General features: G+C 52.3%; 21 protein-coding genes and 1 tRNA gene. 10 read left to right on the forward strand and 12 right to left on the reverse strand.

The annotated features are described in order from the left end of the window. The first annotated feature begins 44 nt into the window (after positions 1–44). Positions 45–1,493, forward strand: coding sequence for a DUF2139 domain-containing protein (locus tag E3E32_RS08355; protein WP_167731337.1), 1,449 nt, complete (start codon positions 45–47; stop codon positions 1,491–1,493). A gap of 14 nt (positions 1,494–1,507) precedes the next feature. Here the strand turns inward: E3E32_RS08355 and E3E32_RS08360 are convergent, their stop codons facing one another. Continuing rightward, entirely contained in the window at positions 1,508–1,813 is a 306-nt protein-coding gene (locus E3E32_RS08360; protein WP_167731338.1) for a DUF3213 domain-containing protein, read from the reverse strand. A 10-nt stretch (positions 1,814–1,823) separates the two neighbouring features. Next, positions 1,824–3,596 (reverse strand): tetraether lipid synthase Tes, encoded by a 1,773-nt coding sequence (tes, locus tag E3E32_RS08365; protein ID WP_167731339.1) that lies wholly within the window; start codon positions 3,594–3,596, stop codon positions 1,824–1,826. A gap of 161 nt (positions 3,597–3,757) precedes the next feature. On the opposite strand from tes, the gene E3E32_RS08370 reads away from it, so the two are divergent. The 5 genes from E3E32_RS08370 to E3E32_RS08390 all read left to right on the forward strand — a co-directional run bounded on the left by E3E32_RS08370 (position 3,758) and on the right by E3E32_RS08390 (position 9,387). Further along, the gene (locus E3E32_RS08370; RefSeq protein ID WP_012572481.1) at positions 3,758–4,117 is read left to right on the forward strand and encodes a hypothetical protein; all 360 of its coding nucleotides are present in this window, start codon (positions 3,758–3,760) and stop codon (positions 4,115–4,117) included. A 9-nt stretch (positions 4,118–4,126) separates the two neighbouring features. Further along, a complete protein-coding gene (gene udg, locus E3E32_RS08375) occupies positions 4,127–4,714 on the forward strand; it encodes a type-4 uracil-DNA glycosylase (RefSeq protein ID WP_167731340.1) in 588 nt (195 codons plus the stop codon). 309 nt (positions 4,715–5,023) lie between these two features. Then, positions 5,024–6,682, forward strand: coding sequence for a Na+/H+ antiporter NhaC family protein (locus E3E32_RS08380; RefSeq protein ID WP_167731341.1), 1,659 nt, complete (start codon positions 5,024–5,026; stop codon positions 6,680–6,682). A gap of 73 nt (positions 6,683–6,755) precedes the next feature. Continuing rightward, complete coding sequence (locus tag E3E32_RS08385) at positions 6,756–7,658, forward strand: pantoate kinase (RefSeq protein WP_167731342.1); 903 nt, start codon at positions 6,756–6,758, stop codon at positions 7,656–7,658. A 49-nt stretch (positions 7,659–7,707) separates the two neighbouring features. Next, entirely contained in the window at positions 7,708–9,387 is a 1,680-nt protein-coding gene (locus E3E32_RS08390) for an ATP-dependent DNA ligase (RefSeq protein WP_167731607.1), read from the forward strand. Here the strand turns inward: E3E32_RS08390 and E3E32_RS08395 are convergent. Next, positions 9,377–10,096, reverse strand: coding sequence for a hypothetical protein (locus E3E32_RS08395; RefSeq protein WP_167731343.1), 720 nt, complete (start codon positions 10,094–10,096; stop codon positions 9,377–9,379). The genes E3E32_RS08390 and E3E32_RS08395 overlap by 11 nt on opposite strands. Positions 10,097–10,202: 106 nt before the next feature. Between E3E32_RS08395 and pyrE the strand changes: the two genes are divergently transcribed. Continuing rightward, the gene (gene pyrE, locus E3E32_RS08400; protein WP_167731344.1) at positions 10,203–10,760 is read left to right on the forward strand and encodes an orotate phosphoribosyltransferase; all 558 of its coding nucleotides are present in this window, start codon (positions 10,203–10,205) and stop codon (positions 10,758–10,760) included. On the opposite strand, the gene E3E32_RS08405 is transcribed toward pyrE, so the two are convergent. Together E3E32_RS08405 and E3E32_RS08410 are read right to left on the reverse strand one after the other, a co-directional pair. Beyond that, the gene (locus tag E3E32_RS08405; RefSeq protein ID WP_167731345.1) at positions 10,710–11,543 is read right to left on the reverse strand and encodes a MinD/ParA family protein; all 834 of its coding nucleotides are present in this window, start codon (positions 11,541–11,543) and stop codon (positions 10,710–10,712) included. The two genes, pyrE and E3E32_RS08405, sit on opposite strands and share 51 nt — an antisense overlap. 48 nt (positions 11,544–11,591) lie before the next feature. Continuing rightward, positions 11,592–11,807, reverse strand: a complete 216-nt coding sequence (locus E3E32_RS08410; RefSeq protein WP_167710965.1) for a helix-turn-helix transcriptional regulator — start codon at positions 11,805–11,807, stop codon at positions 11,592–11,594. 107 nt (positions 11,808–11,914) lie between these two features. Between E3E32_RS08410 and rlmD the strand changes: the two genes are divergently transcribed. Together rlmD and lrpA are read left to right on the forward strand one after the other, a co-directional pair. Then, entirely contained in the window at positions 11,915–13,174 is a 1,260-nt protein-coding gene (gene rlmD / locus E3E32_RS08415; protein WP_167731346.1) for a 23S rRNA (uracil(1939)-C(5))-methyltransferase RlmD, read from the forward strand. 63 nt (positions 13,175–13,237) lie between these two features. Further along, positions 13,238–13,663, forward strand: a complete 426-nt coding sequence (gene lrpA, locus E3E32_RS08420) for an HTH-type transcriptional regulator LrpA (RefSeq protein WP_167731347.1) — start codon at positions 13,238–13,240, stop codon at positions 13,661–13,663. 626 nt (positions 13,664–14,289) lie between these two features. Here the strand turns inward: lrpA and E3E32_RS08425 are convergent. Together E3E32_RS08425 and E3E32_RS08430 are read right to left on the reverse strand one after the other, a co-directional pair. Further along, positions 14,290–14,367 (reverse strand) — tRNA-Gly (locus tag E3E32_RS08425). Between the two features lie 10 nt (positions 14,368–14,377). After that, complete coding sequence (locus E3E32_RS08430) at positions 14,378–15,013, reverse strand: class I SAM-dependent methyltransferase (RefSeq protein WP_167731348.1); 636 nt, start codon at positions 15,011–15,013, stop codon at positions 14,378–14,380. 100 nt (positions 15,014–15,113) lie between these two features. On the opposite strand from E3E32_RS08430, the gene E3E32_RS08435 reads away from it, so the two are divergent. Beyond that, positions 15,114–15,749 (forward strand): hypothetical protein, encoded by a 636-nt coding sequence (locus E3E32_RS08435; RefSeq protein WP_167710964.1) that lies wholly within the window; start codon positions 15,114–15,116, stop codon positions 15,747–15,749. Here E3E32_RS08435 and E3E32_RS08440 read toward each other — a convergent pair. The 5 genes from E3E32_RS08440 to arcC form a co-directional block, all read right to left on the reverse strand. After that, positions 15,746–16,045, reverse strand: a complete 300-nt coding sequence (locus tag E3E32_RS08440; protein WP_167710916.1) for a DUF2103 domain-containing protein — start codon at positions 16,043–16,045, stop codon at positions 15,746–15,748. The two genes, E3E32_RS08435 and E3E32_RS08440, sit on opposite strands and share 4 nt — an antisense overlap. A gap of 32 nt (positions 16,046–16,077) precedes the next feature. After that, complete coding sequence (gene arcS, locus E3E32_RS08445) at positions 16,078–17,784, reverse strand: archaeosine synthase subunit alpha (RefSeq protein ID WP_167731349.1); 1,707 nt, start codon at positions 17,782–17,784, stop codon at positions 16,078–16,080. A gap of 9 nt (positions 17,785–17,793) precedes the next feature. Beyond that, positions 17,794–18,696 carry a coiled-coil protein gene (locus E3E32_RS08450; protein ID WP_167731350.1) on the reverse strand — a complete coding sequence of 301 codons (903 nt, stop codon included), beginning with the start codon at positions 18,694–18,696 and terminating at the stop codon, positions 17,794–17,796. Between the two features lie 147 nt (positions 18,697–18,843). Beyond that, a complete protein-coding gene (locus tag E3E32_RS08455; protein ID WP_167710913.1) occupies positions 18,844–19,686 on the reverse strand; it encodes an ATP-dependent Clp protease proteolytic subunit in 843 nt (280 codons plus the stop codon). A gap of 47 nt (positions 19,687–19,733) precedes the next feature. Further along, positions 19,734–20,681, reverse strand: coding sequence for a carbamate kinase (gene arcC, locus E3E32_RS08460; RefSeq protein ID WP_167731351.1), 948 nt, complete (start codon positions 20,679–20,681; stop codon positions 19,734–19,736). Positions 20,682–20,687: the final 6 nt, after the last annotated feature.

The raw sequence follows: 20,687 nt of genomic DNA on the forward strand, positions 1-20,687 counted from the left end.
GAAAGTTCAATAAGAGGAAAGCTATATTCAATCCCGGTGATATTATGGAGCTGAAGAACTACCGCTTTCCCCCGCGTTACGGCCCCGAATGGGGCAGTGGTGGAATATTTGGCCTTAAATATTACAACGGCGTGCTCTACTACACCTTGGCCTTCGAGGCCGAGGCTCACTTCGTGAGGGACGGCGAGGAAAAAACCTACGACTTTACCCTAGTCGGGGAAGGCCCCACGAGCGGAGGGGATACCTACAACGCCGTAACGGGAGTCGATGAGTTCATCTACTTCGGCGGCTGGGTTCACGCTCCGGCCGTTTACAAGAACCGTACCATAAGCTTCGTCAACAAATACTCCCACGTCCACGTTTACGATACGGAAAACGACTCTATACGACTCCTCTGGAAGGATTCAATCCACCATGAGACCGACTGGGCCGGGGAGATAAGCGATATCATCTACGACCCATACGGCGATAGACTTCTGCTCGCGAGGGAGGACGGTCACGCCAACCTCGGCGTTTACTCCCTGGATAGGAGAACCGGCAGGGCGGAGGAGCTGATAGGTGATCCTTCGCCAAAGGGAACCATCGTCCATGATGTGGCGTTCTTTGGAATCGGCAACAACTTCACGGAGGGGCTGAGGGAGTTAAGGGCTCTTGATTTGATAACCGGGAAATGGAATACCTTCAGGCCTGGAAGCAGCGTCGACGGGAGGCCCTATATAAAGGCAGAGCTTGGAGCCATGGCTTCCGCTTACAACAGGGCCTTCGCCTTTGTTCGTGGGGGTCTCTTTGCCGGCAACCCGCTCATGGGAGAGGACTTCACCTTCTTCAGGCTCTTTGACTTCTGCACCTTCTACGCGCCCTTCAGGGTGAACGCGATAAACGTGGGCGGTGGAATACTGACTGCTTTCAACGCCTATCACGACGCGGCTTATCTGCCATCTGACGAGTTCAACTGGGTCACCACCAACACGGTGGCCGGCCCCAGCGTCCTGGTTTACATAGCCCCGCCGATGGTAAAAATCGTTGGGGCCTTCGGGGCACGGATAACGAGCATCGAGAAGATGGATGGAAAAATACTCCTTGGTACCAACACCGCGCCCAATACCGGGGCAACCGAGGCCACCCCATTTGACACGGGGAACAGGGACATAGTCGTGCTCGACGAGAAGATTCTCCAGGACAGGCCGCCAGTGGTGAGCTTTTCCATACCCCTAGTCCTCCCGGGCATGGCAAGGAACTTCGGTGCAGGAACCTTCGGAGGAATCCCACTTGATGGCTACACCGAGCCGAGGGCGGTCTTCTACGCCAGCTCTGACAACAGGCTCACCGTTTACGAGTACGACCTCTCGTTCCCCCCATCTGGGGCTTACGCAGAGACCTTCGAGCTGAGACGCGGGAAGAACGTCCTGGACTTAAGCTCCTTCAGCGGGATAGTGTCCTTCGAGCTTGAAAAAGAGGACATGAAGGGAAAAGTGAGAATAGAGCTCCACTGATTTCTTTTATCCTCTCAGGACTCCATCCTCCCGAGTATATTGCCCCAGGAGTGGCTGGACTCCAGGAGCTCCGCAACCGTTAGGTGTTCCTCCCCGACAACTTCTGGCTCAAGCTCCTTGAGCTTTTCAAGGAGTTTCTCCCTGCTCAGCTTCTCCTCGTCGAAGACCACAAAGCCGTTCTTGGCGTAGCCGTTGATGAACGCTCTCCACACATTCGCGTTTTTCAGGAGTTCATACTGCTTGACCACTGCCATCTCCCAGTCTATGTTGCCGAATTTGAAGCTGAGCTTGGTGAGCCTCTTTTCCCCGTTCACGGTCATTCCTATCACCTCAGGCCTTGGTGTTTACCCCGAAGTAGTCCTCTATCTCGATGTAGGTCTTCCTGTAGAGCTCGCTGTTCTTCATCTTTTCGACGAACTCCTTGGTTCTAACGTACTTGTCCTTCTTGTAGTCCCAGTCCGGGTGCAGAGTCTTCCACTCCTCCCAGGTGTAGCTGAACTGTGCCTGCACCTTGTCCCTGTAGAGCTCCGGAATCACGTTGAATGTACAGAACGGCACTATCCTTCCGTCGGGCATGGCGTAGTGGATGACGCAGCGCTCAACCCTCTCAACGTCGTAGTTGTACTCGTCCATGAAATGCATCATTCCGAGGAAGAGCGCGTTTTTGTGGAACTTGCCCAGGGCGTCGTAGTTGCCGTGCATGAAGGCGTTCTTTATGAGGTCGAGGACGTCGAGTCCCTCTGGCGCGTACTTCTCATCGTAGAAGCTCTTGAACTTGATGAATATCTCAGCTCCGAGCTTGAGCTTCTGGAGCTTTCCAAGATGCTTCCAGTTCTCTATCTCATCAGTCTTGGTCTCGAGGTACTCAACGAAGCCCTCAACGTCGAGGAACCTGCTTATCGGCACCACCCTCTTCTTTTTCCTGTCGAGGAAGATGTAGGTTGCCGCTCCGCAGCAGTAGTGGCTCGTCATGTAGTACTTGCTTCCCGTGAAGGCTTCAAAGAACCTTGCTATGTGACCGGCAATTGGTATCGGGTACCAGTCCTCCATGGCTATTGTGCCGTTGGTCTGCTCCTCTATGCGCTTTATGGCACCTGGTATGGTTATCCTAAAGCGCTGGCGCTCCTTCTTGGGAACCCTTCCAACGAGGGAAATTGGCTGGAAGTTGACGCCGCGGACGATGTCGAGATGGTTGAGGCCGAAGTTGATTATAGCGCCGAGTTCGTGGTCGTTGACGTTCCTTATGGTAGTTGGTACGAGGACTATTCCTGGTCCGCCGGCCTTCCTAACGTTCTGGAAGATGAGCGGGATCTCCCAGTGGTTTTTCCAGTTGGTCTGGGGCGTCATTCCATCATAGCTCAGGTAGAGCGTGTTAACTCCAGCTTCTCTGATCTTCTTGACGAGTTCTGGCTCAAAGGCGAGCTTGATTCCATCGGTGTTGAGCTGGACGTGGTCGTAGCCCTCTTCTTTTGCTATTCTAATGATCTCGATGAGATCGTTCCTTAACGTTGGCTCTCCGCCCGTGAGCTGAACGGCGTTGGCCCCGATGGGATACTCCTTCTTCGCATTGCGGAGCATCATGCGGATCTGCTCAAGTGTCGGCTCGTAGATGGGCTGGCCTTCCTTGGCATAGAAGAAGCAGTACCAGCACGATAAATTACATCTGTTTGTCAGGACTATGTTCAACAGGCTCGTGTGGGAGCGGTGCCTGGCGCAGAGTCCACAATCGAAGGGACAGTTGACACCTGAATTCTCAACGTTGAAACTCATGAGGTTGAAATCGTACCTCCACTTCTGGAATCGATAGTACTGCTCAACGCTCTCATAATAAACATCGGTGATCAGGCCTTCGGGACAGCGCTTTGTTATCCAGACCTTTCCATCCTTCTCCCAGATCAAAGCGGGAACAACCTTCCTCGTCTCGGGACAGAGGGAGTACGTCCTGTGCGGCAACGGCCCACCATAGGCCCTGCTCGCATTCTTCAACATCTCCTCAAACTCCTCAGGGGTTATCTCTGGAAACTCCAGTACGTCCCTGACCCTCTTCGTGAGCTGCTCGAACTCTTTTTCGCCGCTGGGTACTTCACCAATGCTCTCGGCCATATGTGTTCACCTCTTCAACTCCAACTTCTAGTCATTTCTCCAATCCGCAGGTATAAAAACTTTTGCGTAAATATGCAGATTTTCCTTCATAGGTATGGCACGTGCCTGGGCAGCAGGCGAAGGCGTTAAAAGCCAAGGCTCAAACTTAATGCGGTGGTAGAATGCCGGCGAGAGAGATGAGGATGGAGATGTTCCTCCGCGCGCTCCTCAAGAGGGACTTCACCAAGGCCAGGGCTCACCTTGAGAAGCTCCAGAAGATGGCAGGGAGCGACGAGTGGGGAAGGGGTTACGGCAAGGCCATAAACGGTTTCATGAGCGCCATAAAAGACAACGACCCTGATGCACTGATAGTCCAACTTATAAGAGACCATGACCGGGAGAAGGCCGAGAAACTGCTCGAGCACTTTGAGGGAATCCTTGAGCACGAGTTCCGCGACGAGTATGAGAAGGGCTACTACACCGCCTGGGTCGAGTTCCTCAAGGCTTATCTAGCCCAGAAGACGCTCGCACTGAAGCGTTGAGGTGTTTTCATGGGCAAGGAAGAGCTGATGAATAAGCTCGAGGAGAAAATAAAATCCTGTCGGAAGTGTCCCCTTGGCGAGCTCAGAACTAACGCCGTACCCGGTTCGGGAAGCTATAACGCCAAGATCATGTTCGTCGGTGAGGCACCTGGCTACTGGGAGGATCAGAAGGGGCTTCCTTTTGTTGGGAGGGCAGGAAAGGTTCTCGACGAACTCCTGGCTGAAATAGGCCTGGGCAGGGATGAGGTTTACATCACGAACATAGTCAAATGCCGTCCGCCTGACAACCGCGACCCTACGGAGGATGAAATAAAGGCCTGCTCACCATACCTCGACAGGCAGATAGACATCATAAGGCCGAAGGTCATCGTTCCACTTGGGAGGCACTCGATGCGTTACATACTCGAGAAGTTCGGCTTCGAGGTCGAACCCATAAGTAAAATCCACGGAAAGGCCTTCGAAGCCCACACGCTGTTTGGAAAAATCGTCATAATGCCAATGTACCATCCGGCCGTGGCTCTTTACCGCCCAGCGCTGAAGGAAGAGCTCAGAAAGGATTTCCAAAAGCTGAGAGAGCTGACTGGAGAATCTTTGTGAAAATTTCTTAACTTCTCAATTACTCTTCTGAGTGACTTCTCCTTTCTGCCTTCTTTTAAGGTTTAGTTGTGCTTTTCTGAAGCTTTTTCTGGGAAAGGTTTTTATGGTATTAGTGAGCATTAATGTACTTGAGAGTCTCAATTAACGCAGAAATTCATGAAATTTGCCTTGGATGCAGTAACTAGGTCTTTAATGGGTGGAAATGTTCCAGAAAATTTTTCGAGAATAAGGCAATACGACAAAGGATATACAGAAAGCTTTATATTCTCTCCGTGTTCCTTTGCATGAAACACCTCAGGAGGTGAAAATGTGTCGGACTTTGGTGTGTTGGCATTGCTGCCCCCATTGGTTGCCATTATCTTAGCTATCTGGACAAAGAGGGTCATCCTGGCGCTGTTCGCGGGCGTCTGGATTGGTGGAGTGATGGTCGCTGGCGGTAATCCGGTAGTCGGGACCACCCAGACGCTGGAGTGGATTGTCAGTAGCGTTACAAGCGACTGGAACGCTAGGATACTCATATTTGACTTCCTGATAGGTGCGGGTGTCGGACTTATCTACAAGTCCGGCGCAGTCCACGCGCTGGCGGCTTCCCTGGTAAGGAGGGTCAAAAGCAGCAGAGGAGCCTCAATCCTCGGATGGATCCTTGGTGTACTGGTGTTCTTCGATGACTACACCAACACCATAGTCGTCGGAAACACCATGAGGCCCATAACCGACAGGATGAGGGTTTCCAGGGAGATGCTCGCTTACATAGACGACTCTACCGCGGCACCCGTGGCTGGTCTTGCGCTCGTCTCAACGTGGATAGGCTATGAACTTCTCATGATAGGCAAGGGCTTTGATAACGCCAACATCGTTTACGGAACTTATGATGCCTGGCTGTCTAGCGTGCCCTATAGGTTCTATTCGATACTGGCAATACTACTCGTTTTCATCGTTGCATACACCCACAGGCACTACGGCCCCATGCTGAAGGCGGAATATCGCGCTAGGACTGAGGGTAAAGTCCTCCGTGACGGTGCGAAGCCGCTCATGACCACCGAGGTTGACCTAGGCACGCCCAAGGAGGGCGGAAGCCTCTGGGACTTCGTGATTCCGATCCTCGTCCTCGTCGGCGTCTCCATGCTTGGTCTCTGGTATACCGGAGCGGCCAACCTTGAGGCATATAGTCAGGATCTCGGCTGGTGGACCGAGTTGGAGAACCCGTTCGGTGTCAACTTCCTCAACTACAGCTTCATTGAGTCCTTCCGTGAGGCCGACGCTGCCACCGCGCTTCTCTGGGGCTCCTTCTCAATGGTCGTCGTTGCCAGCATAATGCTTTTGGGCAGGAGGAAAATGACGGTGGAAGAGTGGGAGGACACAGTAGTCAGGGGAATGAAGCAGATGCTCTTCGCCAACACCATCCTTGTCCTTGCTTGGAGCCTTGGAACCGCCGCTGAAAGCGTCGGAACCGGCGACTACGTCATCAGCCTTGCGACCAGCTCTGGGGCGAACCTCGGACCATGGATGCCGCTGATAATGTTCCTCTCTGCGATGTTCGTTGCATTTACCACGGGAACCAGCTGGGGAACTTTCGCCATAATGGTTCCGCTCGGAGTTCAGCTCAGCCTGGCTTTCACCAACGGTCAGGTTAACGAGATAGTCTTCGCCACCATCGGAGCCACATTTACCGGAAGCATCTTCGGCGACCACTGCTCACCTATCAGTGATACCACCATCATGAGCTCCATGTTCAGTGGTTCTGACCACATAGACCACGTCACAACCCAGATACCCTATGCCTTCACGGTTGCGACAATTGGCAGCGTGCTGTACCTCCTGTTCGCCCTGGGAGTCACGAGTTGGGTGATACTCCTGCCGCTGGGTATAGTCCTCCTCGTCGGTGCGTGGTACGTCCTCAGCGAGTGGTACGGCAAGAAGTACGGCATACCTCACGGCAAGGTGCCCATCTACGTTGCCGAGGAGTGATTTCCTCTTTTTCCATCCTTCCCTTCACCAATTTTAAAAACATGAGAGAGCACTCTTCTTGGAGGTGAGAGTGATGCTGATTAGAGCTTTCGTTCCCGCCCACATCACAGCCTTTTTCGTCCCGCGCTTTCACGATGATCCGCTCAAAGCAGGCTCTCTGGGGGCCGGTGTGAACCTCTCCAAGGGCACGAACGTCTTTCTCAGTGTTGAAACCGGAACGCTGGAGAGACACATTCACGTGGCCTTCAACGGCGAGCCCGTGAAGAAGGACGAGGCCATGATAAGCTACTCCGTCGCTGAAGAGCTCGTTCCAATGGATTTCACAGGTGAGGTTGAGATATGGCAGTACTTCGACTTTCCCAACGGCTACGGCTTTGGCAACAGTGCCGGCGGGGCCCTGGGCACGGCTCTGGCTCTGAGCTACTCCTTCGGTGGGACGTGGCTCAGGGCTTCGCAGACGGCGCACAGACACGAGGTTCTCAACAAGGGTGGTCTGGGTGATGTCGTTGCACAGCTCGCGGGAGGGATAGAGGTTCGGGTTAGGGCCGGAGGTCCGGGGATAGGCCTGGTCGATAACCTGTTCTTCGAGGACTACAAGGTACTCGTCGTCCCACTCGGGAGGCTCTCTACCAAGGAGGTTCTCGACGGGGACGTCATCAACGCCATAGAAGCCGAGGGTTCTAAAGCCCTGGAGAAGCTTTTGGCAGAGCCTAAACCCGAGCGCATGATGATCCTCGCAAGGGAGTTCGCCGAAAGGACCGGTTTGCTGGACGGCGAGCTCCTTGAACTAGCCAGAGAGCTTGACAAAGTGATCTCAAACCCGAGCTCGATGATAATGCTCGGTAGGGGTCTCTTTGCCCTCCTTAAACCAGAAGAAGTTGAAAAAGCCCGGAATACCCTCACTGACCTGGAAGTTCCGTTCGATGTCGTCGATGTTTTCACGGGCAAGCCCGAGGTTGGCAGGTGGGTCGGATAGTCTTTTATCCCCTTACTTCCTATTCTCTTTGGTGGTGAGCATGGGAGACATGAAATACGCTGAACTTTCTGACCTTTACCGCAGGCTCGAGAAGACTACCCTCAAAACGCTCAAGACTAAGTTCGTGGCCGACTTTCTGAAGAAAACTCCAGATGAGCTGCTCGAGGTGGTTCCCTACCTGATTCTGGGTAAGGTCTTCCCCGATTGGGATGAGAGGGAGCTTGGTGTTGGTGAGAAGCTCCTCATAAAGGCCGTATCTATGGCAACCGGTGTTCCTGAGAGGGAAATAGAGAACTCCGTCAAGGACACGGGTGATCTGGGCGAGAGCGTTGCCCTGGCATTAAAGAAAAAGAAGCAGAAGAGCTTCTTTAGCCAACCGCTCACGATAAAGCGCGTTTATCAGACTTTCATTAAGATAGCCGAAGCGAGCGGCGAGGGAAGCCAGGACAGGAAGCTGAAGTATCTCGCCAACATCTTCATGGACGCCCAGCCGGAAGAGGGTAAATACATAGCGAGAACCGTTCTCGGCATGATGAGAACGGGCGTTGCCGAGGGCATACTTCGCGATGCCATAGCCGAAGCTTTCAAGGTCAAAGCCGAGCTCGTTGAGCGTGCCTATATGCTCACGAGCGACTTCGGCTACGTTGCAAAGGTGGCAAAGCTCGAGGGCAACGATGGCCTGGGGAAGGTCCACATCCAGATTGGGAAGCCGATAAGGCCGATGCTCGCCCAGAACGCGGCGAGCGTCAAGGAGGCCCTCCTCGAGATGGGCGGCGAGGCAGCATTCGAGATAAAGTACGATGGAGCGAGAGTTCAGGTTCACAAGGACGGCGACAGGGTTGTAATCTACTCCAGGCGGCTGGAGAACGTCACGCGCTCTATCCCCGAGGTCGTTGATGCCATAAAGACGAGCATAAAGCCTGAAAAAGCGATAGTTGAGGGCGAACTTGTCGCTGTGGGTGAGGGTGGAAGGCCAAGGCCCTTCCAGTACGTCCTCAGGCGCTTCAGAAGGAAATACAACATCGAGGAGATGATAGAGAAGATTCCGCTGGAGCTCAACCTTTTCGACGTCCTCTACGTCGATGGAGAGGCCCTGATCGACACACCCTTCCGCGAGAGGAGAGCTAAGCTCGAAGAAATCATCGAGGAGGGTGAAAAGATTAAGCTTGCCCAGCAGCTGGTTACGAAGAAGGTCGAGGAGGCCGAGGAGTTCTACAAGAATGCCCTTGAACTCGGCCACGAGGGTCTCATGGCGAAGCGGCTCGATTCCGTCTACGAGCCCGGAAACAGGGGCAAGAAGTGGCTCAAGATAAAGCCCACCATGGAGGATCTCGACCTTGTCATAATCGGAGCGGAGTGGGGCGAGGGAAGAAGGGCACATCTGCTCGGCTCCTTCCTGGTTGCGGCCTACGATCCGCACAGCGGTGAGTTCGTGCCGGTCGGGAAGGTTGGCAGCGGCTTCACCGATGAAGACCTCGTTGAGTTCACCAAGATGCTCAAGCCCCTCATCATCGGTGGTGAGGGCAAGTTCGTGGAGATTGAGCCGAAGGTGGTCATTCAGGTTACCTACCAGGAGATACAGAGGAGTCCGAAGTACAGGAGCGGGTTCGCTTTAAGGTTCCCGCGCTACGTGGCCCTGAGAGAGGATAAAAGTCCTGAAGAGGCCGATACGATAGAGCGCATCGCCCAGCTCTACGAGTTCCAGGAGAGGTTCAAGGCTAAAAAGTGAATTCTAAAGTTGGCTCCTCTGTTTCTTCTTCACTTTCTTCTTCCGGGGCGAGTTTCAGTGCCAGCCCGGCCGCTCTCTTCGCCATCAGCGGGGTTGCGAGCATGAAGGCCGTCGAGACTGCTCCCAAAATCGCCACCGCCCCGGCAGACAGTCCCTGGACGACGGCCAGCGGAGGCAGGTCGTAGAGGGTATGTGCCACCATTGAGAAGGCCAGTCCGTAGAACTTTTCCCAGCCACTTCCACCCAGCAGGAAGCCTATCGAGATCGCTGCCCAGACGGTGTGGAGTCCGATGAGAACCGCCCTAACCCCGATCAGGTATACATCCTCCCCAAGGACGATTATCCCCGCGATGTAGAGAATGCCCTCCATAAGACCGAGGAAGAGGCCAGTTCCAATCACGAGTTTCCACTTCTCCCATCCAGGGGAGTCTCTGAAGAATCCCAGCGGGAGGAGTTTGATAGTCTCCTCGACGAGGCCTGCTATAAAAGCCAGAGCCAGCCAGCTCTCAAGGAGAAGAACGGGGAGCTCGAGGAATGATGCAAGTACCAATGCCAGAAGTCCCATTCCAAAGCTTCTGCCCATCCATCCGACTTCTGGAAGTGCCCGCCAGGTTCTCAGTGTATGTTTTATTCCCAACGGGACGCTGAGACCCCCAACGATGATCACGACGGCAAAGTAGTACTCAATAACCCTCTCGACGGTCAGCATAATATTTTCTCAGCCTTTATCTCTTATTAACCTGACGCTAAGATTTTTAAACTTCGTGTCTATTTCTCCCTGAATCTATGTGACTATTAACATTAAGGTGTCCAAAATGAAGGACGAGCTCATCGAGATGATCTTTCGGGAGGGGGCTATACTCTTCGGGCGCTTCGTTCTCACCTCCGGAAAGGAGAGCGACTACTACATCAACGTCAAAAAGCTCATCACGAATCCCCGGGCGCTGAAGCTCATTGCAAAGCTGATGAAATCGAGGGCCGAGGAGCTGGGTCTTGAGTTCGATAAGGTGGCCGGCCCTGAGCTTGGAGCAGTTCCGATAGCCACTGCCTTAGCCCTCGAAACGGATAAGCCCCTCATCATCGTCAGGAAGAAAAAGAAGGAATACGGCACCGGTAGGCAGATAGAGGGCGAGGTGAAGCCTGGCGACAGAATACTCCTGGTCGAGGACGTCACGACCACCGGGGGTAGCGTCCTCAGGGCGGCAGAGATTCTTGAGAAAGAAGGTGCGGAAGTTGTTGCTATAAGCGTTGTTGTGGACAGGGAAGAGGGAGCCAAAGAAAAAATGACGGAGAAGTACACTTTTCTTCCGCTCGTTACGGTCTCAGAGCTTTTTGCCCGCAGGGATTCTGCCCCCTCGCAAATGAGAGAATAATGATTTGTAGAGCCTGTGGAGAGACCCTTCCTTTTTCTTTTCCCCGAATATCCACTCACTCATGATGTCGCCCGCCTCGACGATGGCTTTTGAGGCTTTTGAGTGAGGTGCGTAGTCAACAACTGGCCTTCCCTCGTTGGTTGCTTCTGGAACCTGATAGTCATAGGGAACTATTCCCACAACCGGAACATCGACGCTATACTCGAGGAACTCCACTATTTTGTCGATGTTCTGCGAGGATTCTCGGACCTTGTTAAGTATGACCCCAACTTTCAGACCATAGGCCTCCCCGAGGGCCTTCAGTTTGACAACTTCGTTTTCTATCATTTTGTGAACTGAGTGTATCGGACAGCGCTCTATTTCTACTACGATTAGCTGGTACTGGGCAAGCCTGAAGGTTGAAATAGTATCGAAGGGTATTCCGACCGGTGAATCTATGAATGTAATCTGGTATCTCGTTTGAATCTCTCTCACGATGTCCTTAAGCCTTCTCTGATCTAGGTCAAGGACGTCGTAGAGCTTTGAACTTCCTGGGAGCACATCGACACCCGTTTTGACGTCATGGTAGACTGCATCCAGGACCCTCATCTCGGGATCCTTTAGTAGGGTATGGAGGTTGTAAACCGGATTGTATATGCCGAAGTGGAATGCGAGCTTTGGAAGATAGAGGTCGCCATCTATGACCAGAGTTCTGTAGTTGTTCTTGGAGAAGTAAGTGCTCAAATTAGTTGTCATGGTGGTCTTTCCTGCCCCACCCCTACCGGTTATGACTACTGATACCACTGGCTAGGCCTCCTTAGTGTTTTATTCTAAAAAATGATTGAAAAAGCCTCAGATGTAATCCTCAATGGTCTTTGCTTTCACCATGATTGAGGCTTTATCCCGGCCGTAGAAAACCTCTACGAGACCGTCTGATTCTAATTGTTTTACAGTTTTAAGAACCGCGGGCATGGGAGTCTCGAGCTCGGCGCTCAGGCTCTGAAGGGCCACGGCCCTCTTTTTGGTGGCGAGGACTTTGTAAACAACATCCTTACGCCTGCCGAACATCAACGGCACCGTTATTTACTACTCTCTCCACCTAAATAAACCTTCCGAAACTATCTTTGACACTCGTTCAAGGGCAGATTTATAAGGCCCCCTCTGAAGGAGGAATCATGAGGGGAGTCGTTGAGAGACTGGATTTGGAAGGACTGGGCATAGTCAGGCTGGGTAAACGGGAAATTCACGTCCCATTTACAGCCCCTGGCGATATCGTCGAGATTAAAAGATGGCGGAGAAAGAAGAGAACGCTCATAGCAACTGAGTATGAAGTAGTTGGGCCTTCTGAGATTCGAACCGAGCCAAAGTGCCCATATTTTGGAACCTGCGGCGGCTGTCTCTTACAGCACCTTCCCTACGATGAGCAGCTGAAGTTCAAATCTGACAAGCTTTCGGAGATTCTTGGTTTTGATGTCGAAGTTATTCCTTCGCCGGAGATATATGGTCACAGAAATCGTGTTGATATTGTCATTTCGACAAACGGGATTGGCTTCAGAAGGAGGGGCACTTGGTGGAACGTCGTGGACATCGAGGAGTGTCCCGTCTTCGGAAAAGCCAGTGGAAAGGTTCTCCGTTCGCTCAGGGAGTTTATAGAGGATCACAAGCCAAGCCTCTATGAGATAGGCAAAAACAGGGGCTTTTTGAGGTATGTAGTCATTCGTGAGGGCAAGTTCACGGATGAACTGATGGTGAACCTTGTAACTGCCGAGGGAGAACTTCCCGAGGGGTTCCCGGACTACTTTGACTACGCTGACTCTATCTACTGGAGCGTGAACAGGACACCAAGCGATGTCTCCTATGGCGATGTGGAAAGGGTTTGGAAGAAAGAGTTCATACGCGAGAGGCTCGATGACGTTGCTTACCTTATCCACCCCAACAGCTTTTTCCAGACTAACAGTTACCAAGCGGTTAACTTAGTCAGGGAAGTTTCCAGACTCGTGGAGGGTGAGAAAGTTCTCGATCTGTATTCTGGCGTCGGAACCTTCGGCGTTTACCTTGCGAAGAGGGGCTTTACCGTTGAGGGCATCGAGATTAACCCCTTCGCGGTTGAGATGGCCAACAGAAATGCCGAACTAAACGGGATTGATGCAGTCTTTTCGGTTGGAGAGGACAAAGACGTCGAGAACTTGGCGAAATACGACACGATAATCCTCGATCCGCCGAGAGCGGGCTTGCATCCAAAGTTGGTCAAGAAAATCTTAAAAGATGAACCCCAGACCATCGTTTACGTCTCCTGCAACCCAAAGACCCTTAAACTGAACTTGAACGAGCTATCTGGAAAGTACTCTGTGGAAGAAGCAATTGGTCTCGACATGTTCCCTCACACTCCCCACGTCGAAGTGGTTGTCAAACTTAAACTCAAGGTTTGGCTTTAGAACCGACAAGTTCAAAAACTTAATATACTTGGTCTGCATAACATAAGATAGAGGTGATGAAAAATGCTTGATGAAAGGGACAAGATTATAATCGACATGCTCACCAGAGATGCCCGCACTCCGTTCACGGAGATAGCGAAGGTATTGGGCATCAGCGAGACGGCCGTCAGGAAAAGGGTCAAGGCTCTCGAGGAGGCTGGGGTTATACGGCAGTACACCATCGTGGTTGATCCGTCAAAGCTCGGTTACAACCTCGTCAGCCTTACTGGGGTTGACACACTCCCTGAGAAGATATTCGAGGTCGCAAACAAGCTCAAGGAGTTCGAGTTCGTGAGGAACGTCTACCTCACGAGCGGTGACCACATGATAATGGCCGAGATCTGGGCCAAGGACGGAGAGGACCTTTCAGACATAATCTCCAACAAGATAGGTAAACTTAACGGCGTCACCAAGGTTTGCCCTGCCATAATCCTCGAGAAGCTGAAGTAGAGCCTTTGAGAAAGGCTCGCGAAAATTTTCTTTCTCATTTTTGGTGTCGTAGATTTAGAGCGTGCACTCTTAGAACTTCGCTGGAAGTAGGGGTTAATTTTGAAAAGGTGCGTCTTTAAAGCAGTTTTATGCCTTATTCTGGCGTCCTTCGGACGCCTTTTGGAGAGTGAAACATCACAAATCGATAATTGAAAAGTGAACCCTCTTGAAAACAAGCATTTTAGAATCGCACCCAAGTTTTCTGTCAACGCTTCGTGAGAGGCGAAGCATCCCGATGTGTTGAGACGAAGTTTCAACATTTGAAACAAAGCAAACTTTGCTTTGCAAAGTTTAATCAAAGAAGCAAACTTCCCAACTTGTCAGAGAAGAGTTTGCATGTCCTTTAAAGATTGCAAGTCCAGTATGGACTTGACTCAAAACAAGCCAATAAAACGAGTCTCACTTTCTCCTAACTTCCTTTGGGCGCTAAATTTATCGTGAAACACTAAAAACTGACTGTATAAAGACAAATCCCCTAAAAACTAGACAGTTAAAAACGACATGCGAACCCTGATCAAGCTCAGCGGAGATGTTGTCTCGTGCGGCGAGGCAAGGCATCAACGTCGCGAAGGCGAAGTTTGTGAGAATGGTGCGGTGGCCGGGATTTGAACCCGGGTCACCGGCTTGGGAGGCCGGTGTCCTAGACCAGGCTAGACTACCACCGCGCGTTTAATACTAAGTTCCCCTGGGCTTAAAAGCTTTACTTTGGTTTTCTGGCTTCCTTGCAATGATTAGCCTCACAATCCCCCGATAGTGGCTTTCCTCGTGTTCGACTTCAAAGTATTTTCTAACGAGTTTGTGCGTCTCCCTTAGAGTGTTGTCCTCTATGAGCCAGCCGAGGAAGAGGTCTAGAGGCTTTAAAAACAGCCAGTTTAGGAACTTACACTCGCTCTTCGTGTGTTCCAGGAATATTGCCCTGCCGCCGGGCTTTAAGACTCGGTAAATCTCTTTCATAGCCTTCTCTGGATTTGGCACAGTGCAGAAGACAAAGGATGAAATCACGGTATCGAAACTTTCGCTTGGAAACTCCAGTTTTTCAGCGTCCATAATATAAAATCGGGCGTTCAGACCGAGTTCTCTGGCCTTCTTCTCTGCTATCTTGACCATCTCAGGCACAGCATCGACTGCATGGAGCTCAACGTCTGGAGGGTAGTAGGGAAGGGTCTTGCCAACACCGACGCCTATCTCAAGAGTTCTTCCCTTAACAAAGCTTATAGCCTTTTGTCTCAGCGGACAGAAGAACCTCTCGAGAGGTTTTTCGAGGAAGTTATAGCGTTCACCAAGCTTGGCGTACTTCTCCCGAAAGCTCATGGGATTTGCTGGAGTTTTTGTGCTTAAAACCGTTGCTGGACATTCTTGCCTACAAGCAAGGCTTTTAAGAGACTCGGCCTTAGCCCCATCGGTGAGAAAAATGCCGTACCTGATCATTGAGCATCTCGAGGAGATAAGTGACTGGCTCTGGCTGGAGTACAGCCACGTTGCGGAGTGGTGGGGAGACAGGCTGATATTCACCAACGTTCGCGAGGACGAGCGCGAGAGATTGGCAAAGCTCGGGGGTGTCATCACTGAGAGCGTCACAAAGTTTCCCTTTGACCGCTCGAAAATCATCGTCCTCGACCTCCAGGCCGAGGAGGAGCTCAAGCCCGAGGACATCGACGGGGACACCATGATAGTAGTCGGTGGAATTCTCGGCGACGCTGTGCCGCGCGGCAGAACGAAGGAATTCATAACATCGCGTATGGAGGGAGTGAAGGTTCGCCACATAGGAAAGCCGCAGTACTCCATAGATGGCGCTTCGATAGTTGCCAAGCTCATAGCAGACGGTAAAAAGCTGGAGGAGATTGAGTATGAGGAGAATCCAACGATAAAGCTCGACGAATTCAGCGAGATAACGCTGCACTATGCGATACCGAAGTTGGACGGAAAGCTGCTCTTAACACCGGGTCTCATAGACATTCAGAAGAGAGATCTTGGATACATCGATGATGCTGGGGACATCAGCGACGAGGAGCTGGAGGCGTTTTTCGAGGGGAAGGTGGAGCTTTAAATCTTCTTCCATCTCTCACTCAGCTTCTCGATTTCCCTCCAGACTCTCTCCCTGTCAGCCTTGTCAACGACAAGAAAGACATCCTGAACTGAGCCATCGCTCTTCGCTATAAGCTTCAGCCCCGTCGGGGTCTCCCGCGAGACCTTTATCTCGAAGCCCCTTGAGTCGCTCGAGTAGATCCTCCCGGGAATTACCTTTTTAACTCCAGGAATGGCCGCTATCTCTTCGAGGGGCTTTTCAAGGCCTTTGAGAAAGTGGTGCTCCCTCTTGACACCACGCTTGAAGTGTCTGGGCATGTGGGGAAGATAGAAAAGAGGGTTTTTAGGGCTTACGCCCTCTTCCTTACCTTCACGGCAACTCCCTTCTTAGCTCTGATCATCTCCTCGCCACTGAGGACGGCCTTGCCGACACCGACGACTTTCTCGTCCCTGACGATACCTACTATATCATCTGGGCGGATTCTCTCATCGGCCTCGCCAACACCCACTGCGAAGACATCACCGCGAAGGTCGAAGTCTATTTTCACCCAGTAGGACTTGGTTGCATCATAAATCCTCTGCATGCCGAAGGGCGTCACGCTTATCACGCCGTCCTTGTAGGTTCCCGTCTGCTGGCCGTCGACGAAGAGGCGAAGCATCTTGGAGCCCTTAACCTGGCCTTTATCTGGCAGGACGGCCTCTCCAGCGCCAATACCAAAATAGAAGTCAAAGACCTTCCTTATGCCCTCGAAGTAGCGGTATGTCCTGTCCTCCTTTGTTCCTTCAAGCTCGAACTCTCTAAGGGTTTCAGTCAGTGACCTGAGACTTTCCTTGCTCGTGGTCCCGTTCTCAACACGGGTGAAGATTATCTCCCTGCCTGTCATTTCAGCGGCCATCTTGGCTATCTCGACGTAGGCCTCGTCGAGGTGAGCTATTATCGGAACGTCCTTCGGGTACTTCTCCAGCGTCTTCGCGAGGAGCTCTGCCGCTGGTTTAATCTCTTCCTCACTCCAGTGGCCGGTGACGACTATGTCGTACTTGGCCAGCCACTCCCACTCCCTCGGGACGACGCCGAAGGGTGAGGTAAGGATAAGCTCATGGACTTTGGCAATGCCAGAGCCGAGCGCCTCTTTCACAGCTTTGCGGTAGAGCGTGTGGGAGCGCGAGAATGAATAGGGCTTCTTGGCCGAGCAGGGGAAGAGGAGAAGCAGTCCGGTGTTTTTCGGCGGGACAAAGCGCTCAACCACGCGGGAGTGCCAGCGCTTTACCTCAGGCCTCCTTATCGAGGCGTCGCTGATGAAGTAGACCGTCTCCTTCTGGATCGGTGTGTATTTTTCGAGGTAATCGCCGTGCTCCAGATCGGCTATTCTGAGAATGCCCGCGTTGTACTGCGTTGGGAAGAAGTTTTCAACCAGATAGCGGAGCTTGCCTTCTTCGAGGGCCTTTCTGACGAGAAGGATTGTCTCACGGGCGGAGTCAAGAGAGTTCCCGCCTTCCTTCCAGATGAAGGGGCTGTACTGAGTGAAGGTCTTGCCCTCAAAGTCGTAGAGCTTGAGCGAACGGGTGTCGAAGGCATCAACACCAAGATAAACCGCCAGTGGATAGAAGAATGGTTCCAAATCGGCGATTATCATGATGTTGGGAAACCTCTCGCGGATTTCCCTTAAAATTCTCACGAAGTGGCGGTATTCCCTGATAAGAATCTTCGAGTTGCCGAGGTAAACTGCCTCAAAACCATAGCGCTCGATTATTTTAAAGAACTCTGGCAGGTATTCCGTCCGGCGGAGTGCGGGCAGATAGAATGCGTTGAATCCTTCATAATTTATGCTCCAGAGCCTTCCTATGGTCTTCTGGATAACCTCGTCCGGCGTGTAGAAGCCGAGAGGTATTGCCGGAGCAAGGTTGAAGTCATAATCACCCGGCTCTTTGGGGTGGAAGAAGGAATTGAACGGGGAGAGGGTAAAATCTATCCCTGCCAAAGCTGGAGTTCTGAAGGAGTACTCTCCCAGCCTTACGAGACCCAGCCTTCCAGGGCCTTCGTGCCTGAGTACCTCCATGGTCAGGCCTCAGACGAGGTTGTACCTCTGGAGGAGCAGCAGCTCGTCCAGCGTGAGCTTCTCGCCGCGCTTGAACTTCTCGAGTGCCTCAACCGCCTTCTCGAAGCTGGCGTCCTTCTTGGCGCGCATCCTGGCGACGAGTCTGTAGGCAATGAGCTCCTTGTGCTTCTCGTCGTACTCTCTTATCTTCCTCTCGATCTCGCGGAGCTCCTTCCTGACTTCCTTGATCTTTTCGCGGAGCTCGACGACCTTCTGGTGGTACTCGTCGGCCTCCTTCTTGATCTCGTCGGCCTGGTTGAAGGCCTTTATCATCTGCTCGTGGAACTGCTGGCTCTGATTGGCTAGCTTCTGGATCTCCATGCTGATGGCTCTCCTTGCCTTCTTGAGCTGGTCGACCTTCTTCCTAGTCTCGACGAGCTTGTTGTGGAACCTCCCAGCCTGCTGGATTATCTCGAGCTCGGTTGCGAGAACCTGAATCTGGTCGACGATCTGCTTCTCGCGCTCTGGGGTTATGTTCGGGTTGGTCTGGAGCTCCCATTCAAGCTTCTCTATGCGCTCCTGTATCTTCTCGGGTGGCATCTTGAGTCTTCTGAGCTGGTTGTACTCGTCCCTCTTGGTCCTGTACTCGAGTATCTCCTGGTAGAGGAGGTCGAGCTTCGCATTGATCTCCTCGCGGTTTTTCTTCAGCTCCTGAATCTGCTGGTTGATTTCATCCCTCTTGGCTTTATACTCCCTGCCTTTCTGGCGGAGCTGTTTTACCTCGTTATTCTTCTCATCTCGTTTCTGAATCCAGATTTGAAGCTCTTTTTCGAGCTCCTCAAGTTTGGCCCTTATCTCGTTTCTCTCCTTTTCCAGGGCCTCAATCTCCCTCTTGATCCTCTTAATTTCTTCTGGGTCCACTTTCACTTGCATCTCTCTTCCCCTTCCCTCTTTTTAGAACAGTCTATAAACTTACTCCAAACATCTGGTAGGTGAACGGCGAGAGTAAATAAAAACTTTTTGGCTAAAACTTTGGGGCTGGTTCAAAAAAGGAATGGAAGTAAAGGAAAAATGAAGCCTTTAGGGGTTCTCGCCCTTTTGGGTGTACGGCATAAACTCAACAGTACCCCGCTGCCTCATTGGCTGCTTATAGAGCTCCATAAGAGCATACACTTCCTCAGGGACGCCTGTCTCGACGTGGAGACCGAGTTCCTTGGCATGTTCGTATGTTATCGGATAGTCATGGGTCCACCTGCCCTCGGTCAGTATCTGGGCGAGTTCTTTAGCCTTTTCCTCTCCATAGCGGTCTTTCAAGAGGTCGAAGACGAGGTCTCTGACCTGCTTTATGGCCTTTTCAGCCACATCCGCCAGAATCAGGGTCTGATCATCCACCTTGTCGGGGCCTTTCTTCTCGACGGCTCTAACTATGCTCGGCCCTGGATACTGGCCAAGCTGTGGATCAACAGGTCCAAGAACCGCGTGCGGATCCATTATTATTTTGTCAGCCGCGAGCGCTATGAGTGTTCCTCCGCTCATAGCATAGTGGGGTACTATGACCCTTGTCTCCGCTGGATGATCCTTCAGTGCTCTGGCTATCTGGGTTGCCGCTAGCACGAGGCCTCCAGGGGTGTGGATTATCAGATCAATTGGCTTATCCTTCGGCGCCATCCTAATGGCCCTGAGAATTTCCTCGCTGTCCTCGATGCTTATGAACTTGTAGAACGGGATTCCGAAGAGCCCAACGCTCTCCTGTCTGTGTATCATCGTTATGACCGTTGAGCCGCGTTTTCTGGAGAGCCTCTGCAGTATTCTAGCCCTTGCCATCTGTAGCCCCCTGTACTGCATCTGGGGCCAGAGGAGCAGGTAGAGAAAGAACAGCCACCACAGGAGCGAGCCGAAGAATCCAGTTGTTGCATCAGCCATGTTACCACCGAATAGAGAAGGAAGAAGAGATATTTATAGGCTTTGGTTCAGCCCTTTATGACCTGAGTCCCGGTTTTGCCTTCAAGCGCTTCCACGGCCCTGTCCAGCGCGGCTATAACCGCTCTCTCGCCGCCCCACTCGACGAAGCGTATAGCGGCGAGAACCTTTGGCCCCATGCTGCCCTTCTTGAAGTGGCCCTCCTCATAGTAGCGCTTGAGCTCTTCGACGGTAACTCTTCCGAGCCACTTCTCGTCGGGCTTTCCGTAGTTTATCGCCGCACCGTTCACGTCGGTTAGAATCATGAAGATGTCGGCGTTTACCTCTTCTGCGAGCTTCTCTCCGGCAAGGTCTTTGTCTATGACGGCCTCAACTCCCTTGAGCATTCCGTTCTCCTCGATAACGGGAACGCCACCGCCACCGCTGGCTATAACTATGAATCCCTTCTCAACTAACTCCTGAATCACAGGGGTCTCGACGTGACCTATCGGGTCCGGACTCGGCACAACGCGCCTCCAGCCCCTTCCGGAGTCTTCGATGACAGTCCAGCCCTTCTCTTTGGCCAGCTTCTTCGCGGTTTCTTCGTCGTAGAACGGGCCGACCGGCTTGCTCGGGTTCTGGAAAGCCAGGTCGTTTTTGTCAACGAGCGTCTGGGTGACTATGGTGGCGACGGGCCTCTCCACGCCCCTCCTCTTCAGCTCGTTTCTTATCGCCTGCTGGATCATGTATCCTATCTGGCCCTGAGTCATCGCTCCGGCAACGTCCATGGGCTGGGCTGGAATGCCGTGAATCTGCTGTCCAGCATCCATATGGAGGAGAAGGGCACCGACCTGAGGACCGTTTCCATGGGTGATTACAACCTCATAATCGCCATCGAGGATTATATCGACTATTTGCCTGGCAGTTTTCATAACATTGCTCATCTGTTCCTCGTAAGTACCCTTTTGACCTCTCTGAAGAATCGCGTTCCCGCCGAGAGCTATGACTACCCTCTTCATAAGCTT

The organism is Thermococcus sp. GR6, assembly GCF_012027415.1.
In the GTDB taxonomy this organism is placed as follows: Archaea; Methanobacteriota_B; Thermococci; order Thermococcales; family Thermococcaceae; genus Thermococcus; species Thermococcus onnurineus.

Coding starts and splice junctions, on each gene's coding strand:
- E3E32_RS08355 (WP_167731337.1), top strand. CDS start 45: ATGGAGCTGAAGAACTACCGCTTTCCCCCGCGTTACGGCCCCGAATGG.
- E3E32_RS08360 (WP_167731338.1), bottom strand. CDS start 1,813: ATGACCGTGAACGGGGAAAAGAGGCTCACCAAGCTCAGCTTCAAATTC.
- tes (WP_167731339.1), bottom strand. CDS start 3,596: ATGGCCGAGAGCATTGGTGAAGTACCCAGCGGCGAAAAAGAGTTCGAG.
- E3E32_RS08370 (WP_012572481.1), top strand. CDS start 3,758: ATGCCGGCGAGAGAGATGAGGATGGAGATGTTCCTCCGCGCGCTCCTC.
- udg (WP_167731340.1), top strand. CDS start 4,127: ATGGGCAAGGAAGAGCTGATGAATAAGCTCGAGGAGAAAATAAAATCC.
- E3E32_RS08385 (WP_167731342.1), top strand. CDS start 6,756: ATGCTGATTAGAGCTTTCGTTCCCGCCCACATCACAGCCTTTTTCGTC.
- E3E32_RS08390 (WP_167731607.1), top strand. CDS start 7,708: ATGAAATACGCTGAACTTTCTGACCTTTACCGCAGGCTCGAGAAGACT.
- E3E32_RS08395 (WP_167731343.1), bottom strand. CDS start 10,096: ATGCTGACCGTCGAGAGGGTTATTGAGTACTACTTTGCCGTCGTGATC.
- pyrE (WP_167731344.1), top strand. CDS start 10,203: ATGAAGGACGAGCTCATCGAGATGATCTTTCGGGAGGGGGCTATACTC.
- E3E32_RS08410 (WP_167710965.1), bottom strand. CDS start 11,807: ATGTTCGGCAGGCGTAAGGATGTTGTTTACAAAGTCCTCGCCACCAAA.
- rlmD (WP_167731346.1), top strand. CDS start 11,915: ATGAGGGGAGTCGTTGAGAGACTGGATTTGGAAGGACTGGGCATAGTC.
- lrpA (WP_167731347.1), top strand. CDS start 13,238: ATGCTTGATGAAAGGGACAAGATTATAATCGACATGCTCACCAGAGAT.
- E3E32_RS08430 (WP_167731348.1), bottom strand. CDS start 15,013: ATGAGCTTTCGGGAGAAGTACGCCAAGCTTGGTGAACGCTATAACTTC.
- E3E32_RS08435 (WP_167710964.1), top strand. CDS start 15,114: ATGCCGTACCTGATCATTGAGCATCTCGAGGAGATAAGTGACTGGCTC.
- E3E32_RS08440 (WP_167710916.1), bottom strand. CDS start 16,045: ATGCCCAGACACTTCAAGCGTGGTGTCAAGAGGGAGCACCACTTTCTC.
- arcS (WP_167731349.1), bottom strand. CDS start 17,784: ATGGAGGTACTCAGGCACGAAGGCCCTGGAAGGCTGGGTCTCGTAAGG.
- E3E32_RS08450 (WP_167731350.1), bottom strand. CDS start 18,696: ATGCAAGTGAAAGTGGACCCAGAAGAAATTAAGAGGATCAAGAGGGAG.
- E3E32_RS08455 (WP_167710913.1), bottom strand. CDS start 19,686: ATGGCTGATGCAACAACTGGATTCTTCGGCTCGCTCCTGTGGTGGCTG.
- arcC (WP_167731351.1), bottom strand. CDS start 20,681: ATGAAGAGGGTAGTCATAGCTCTCGGCGGGAACGCGATTCTTCAGAGA.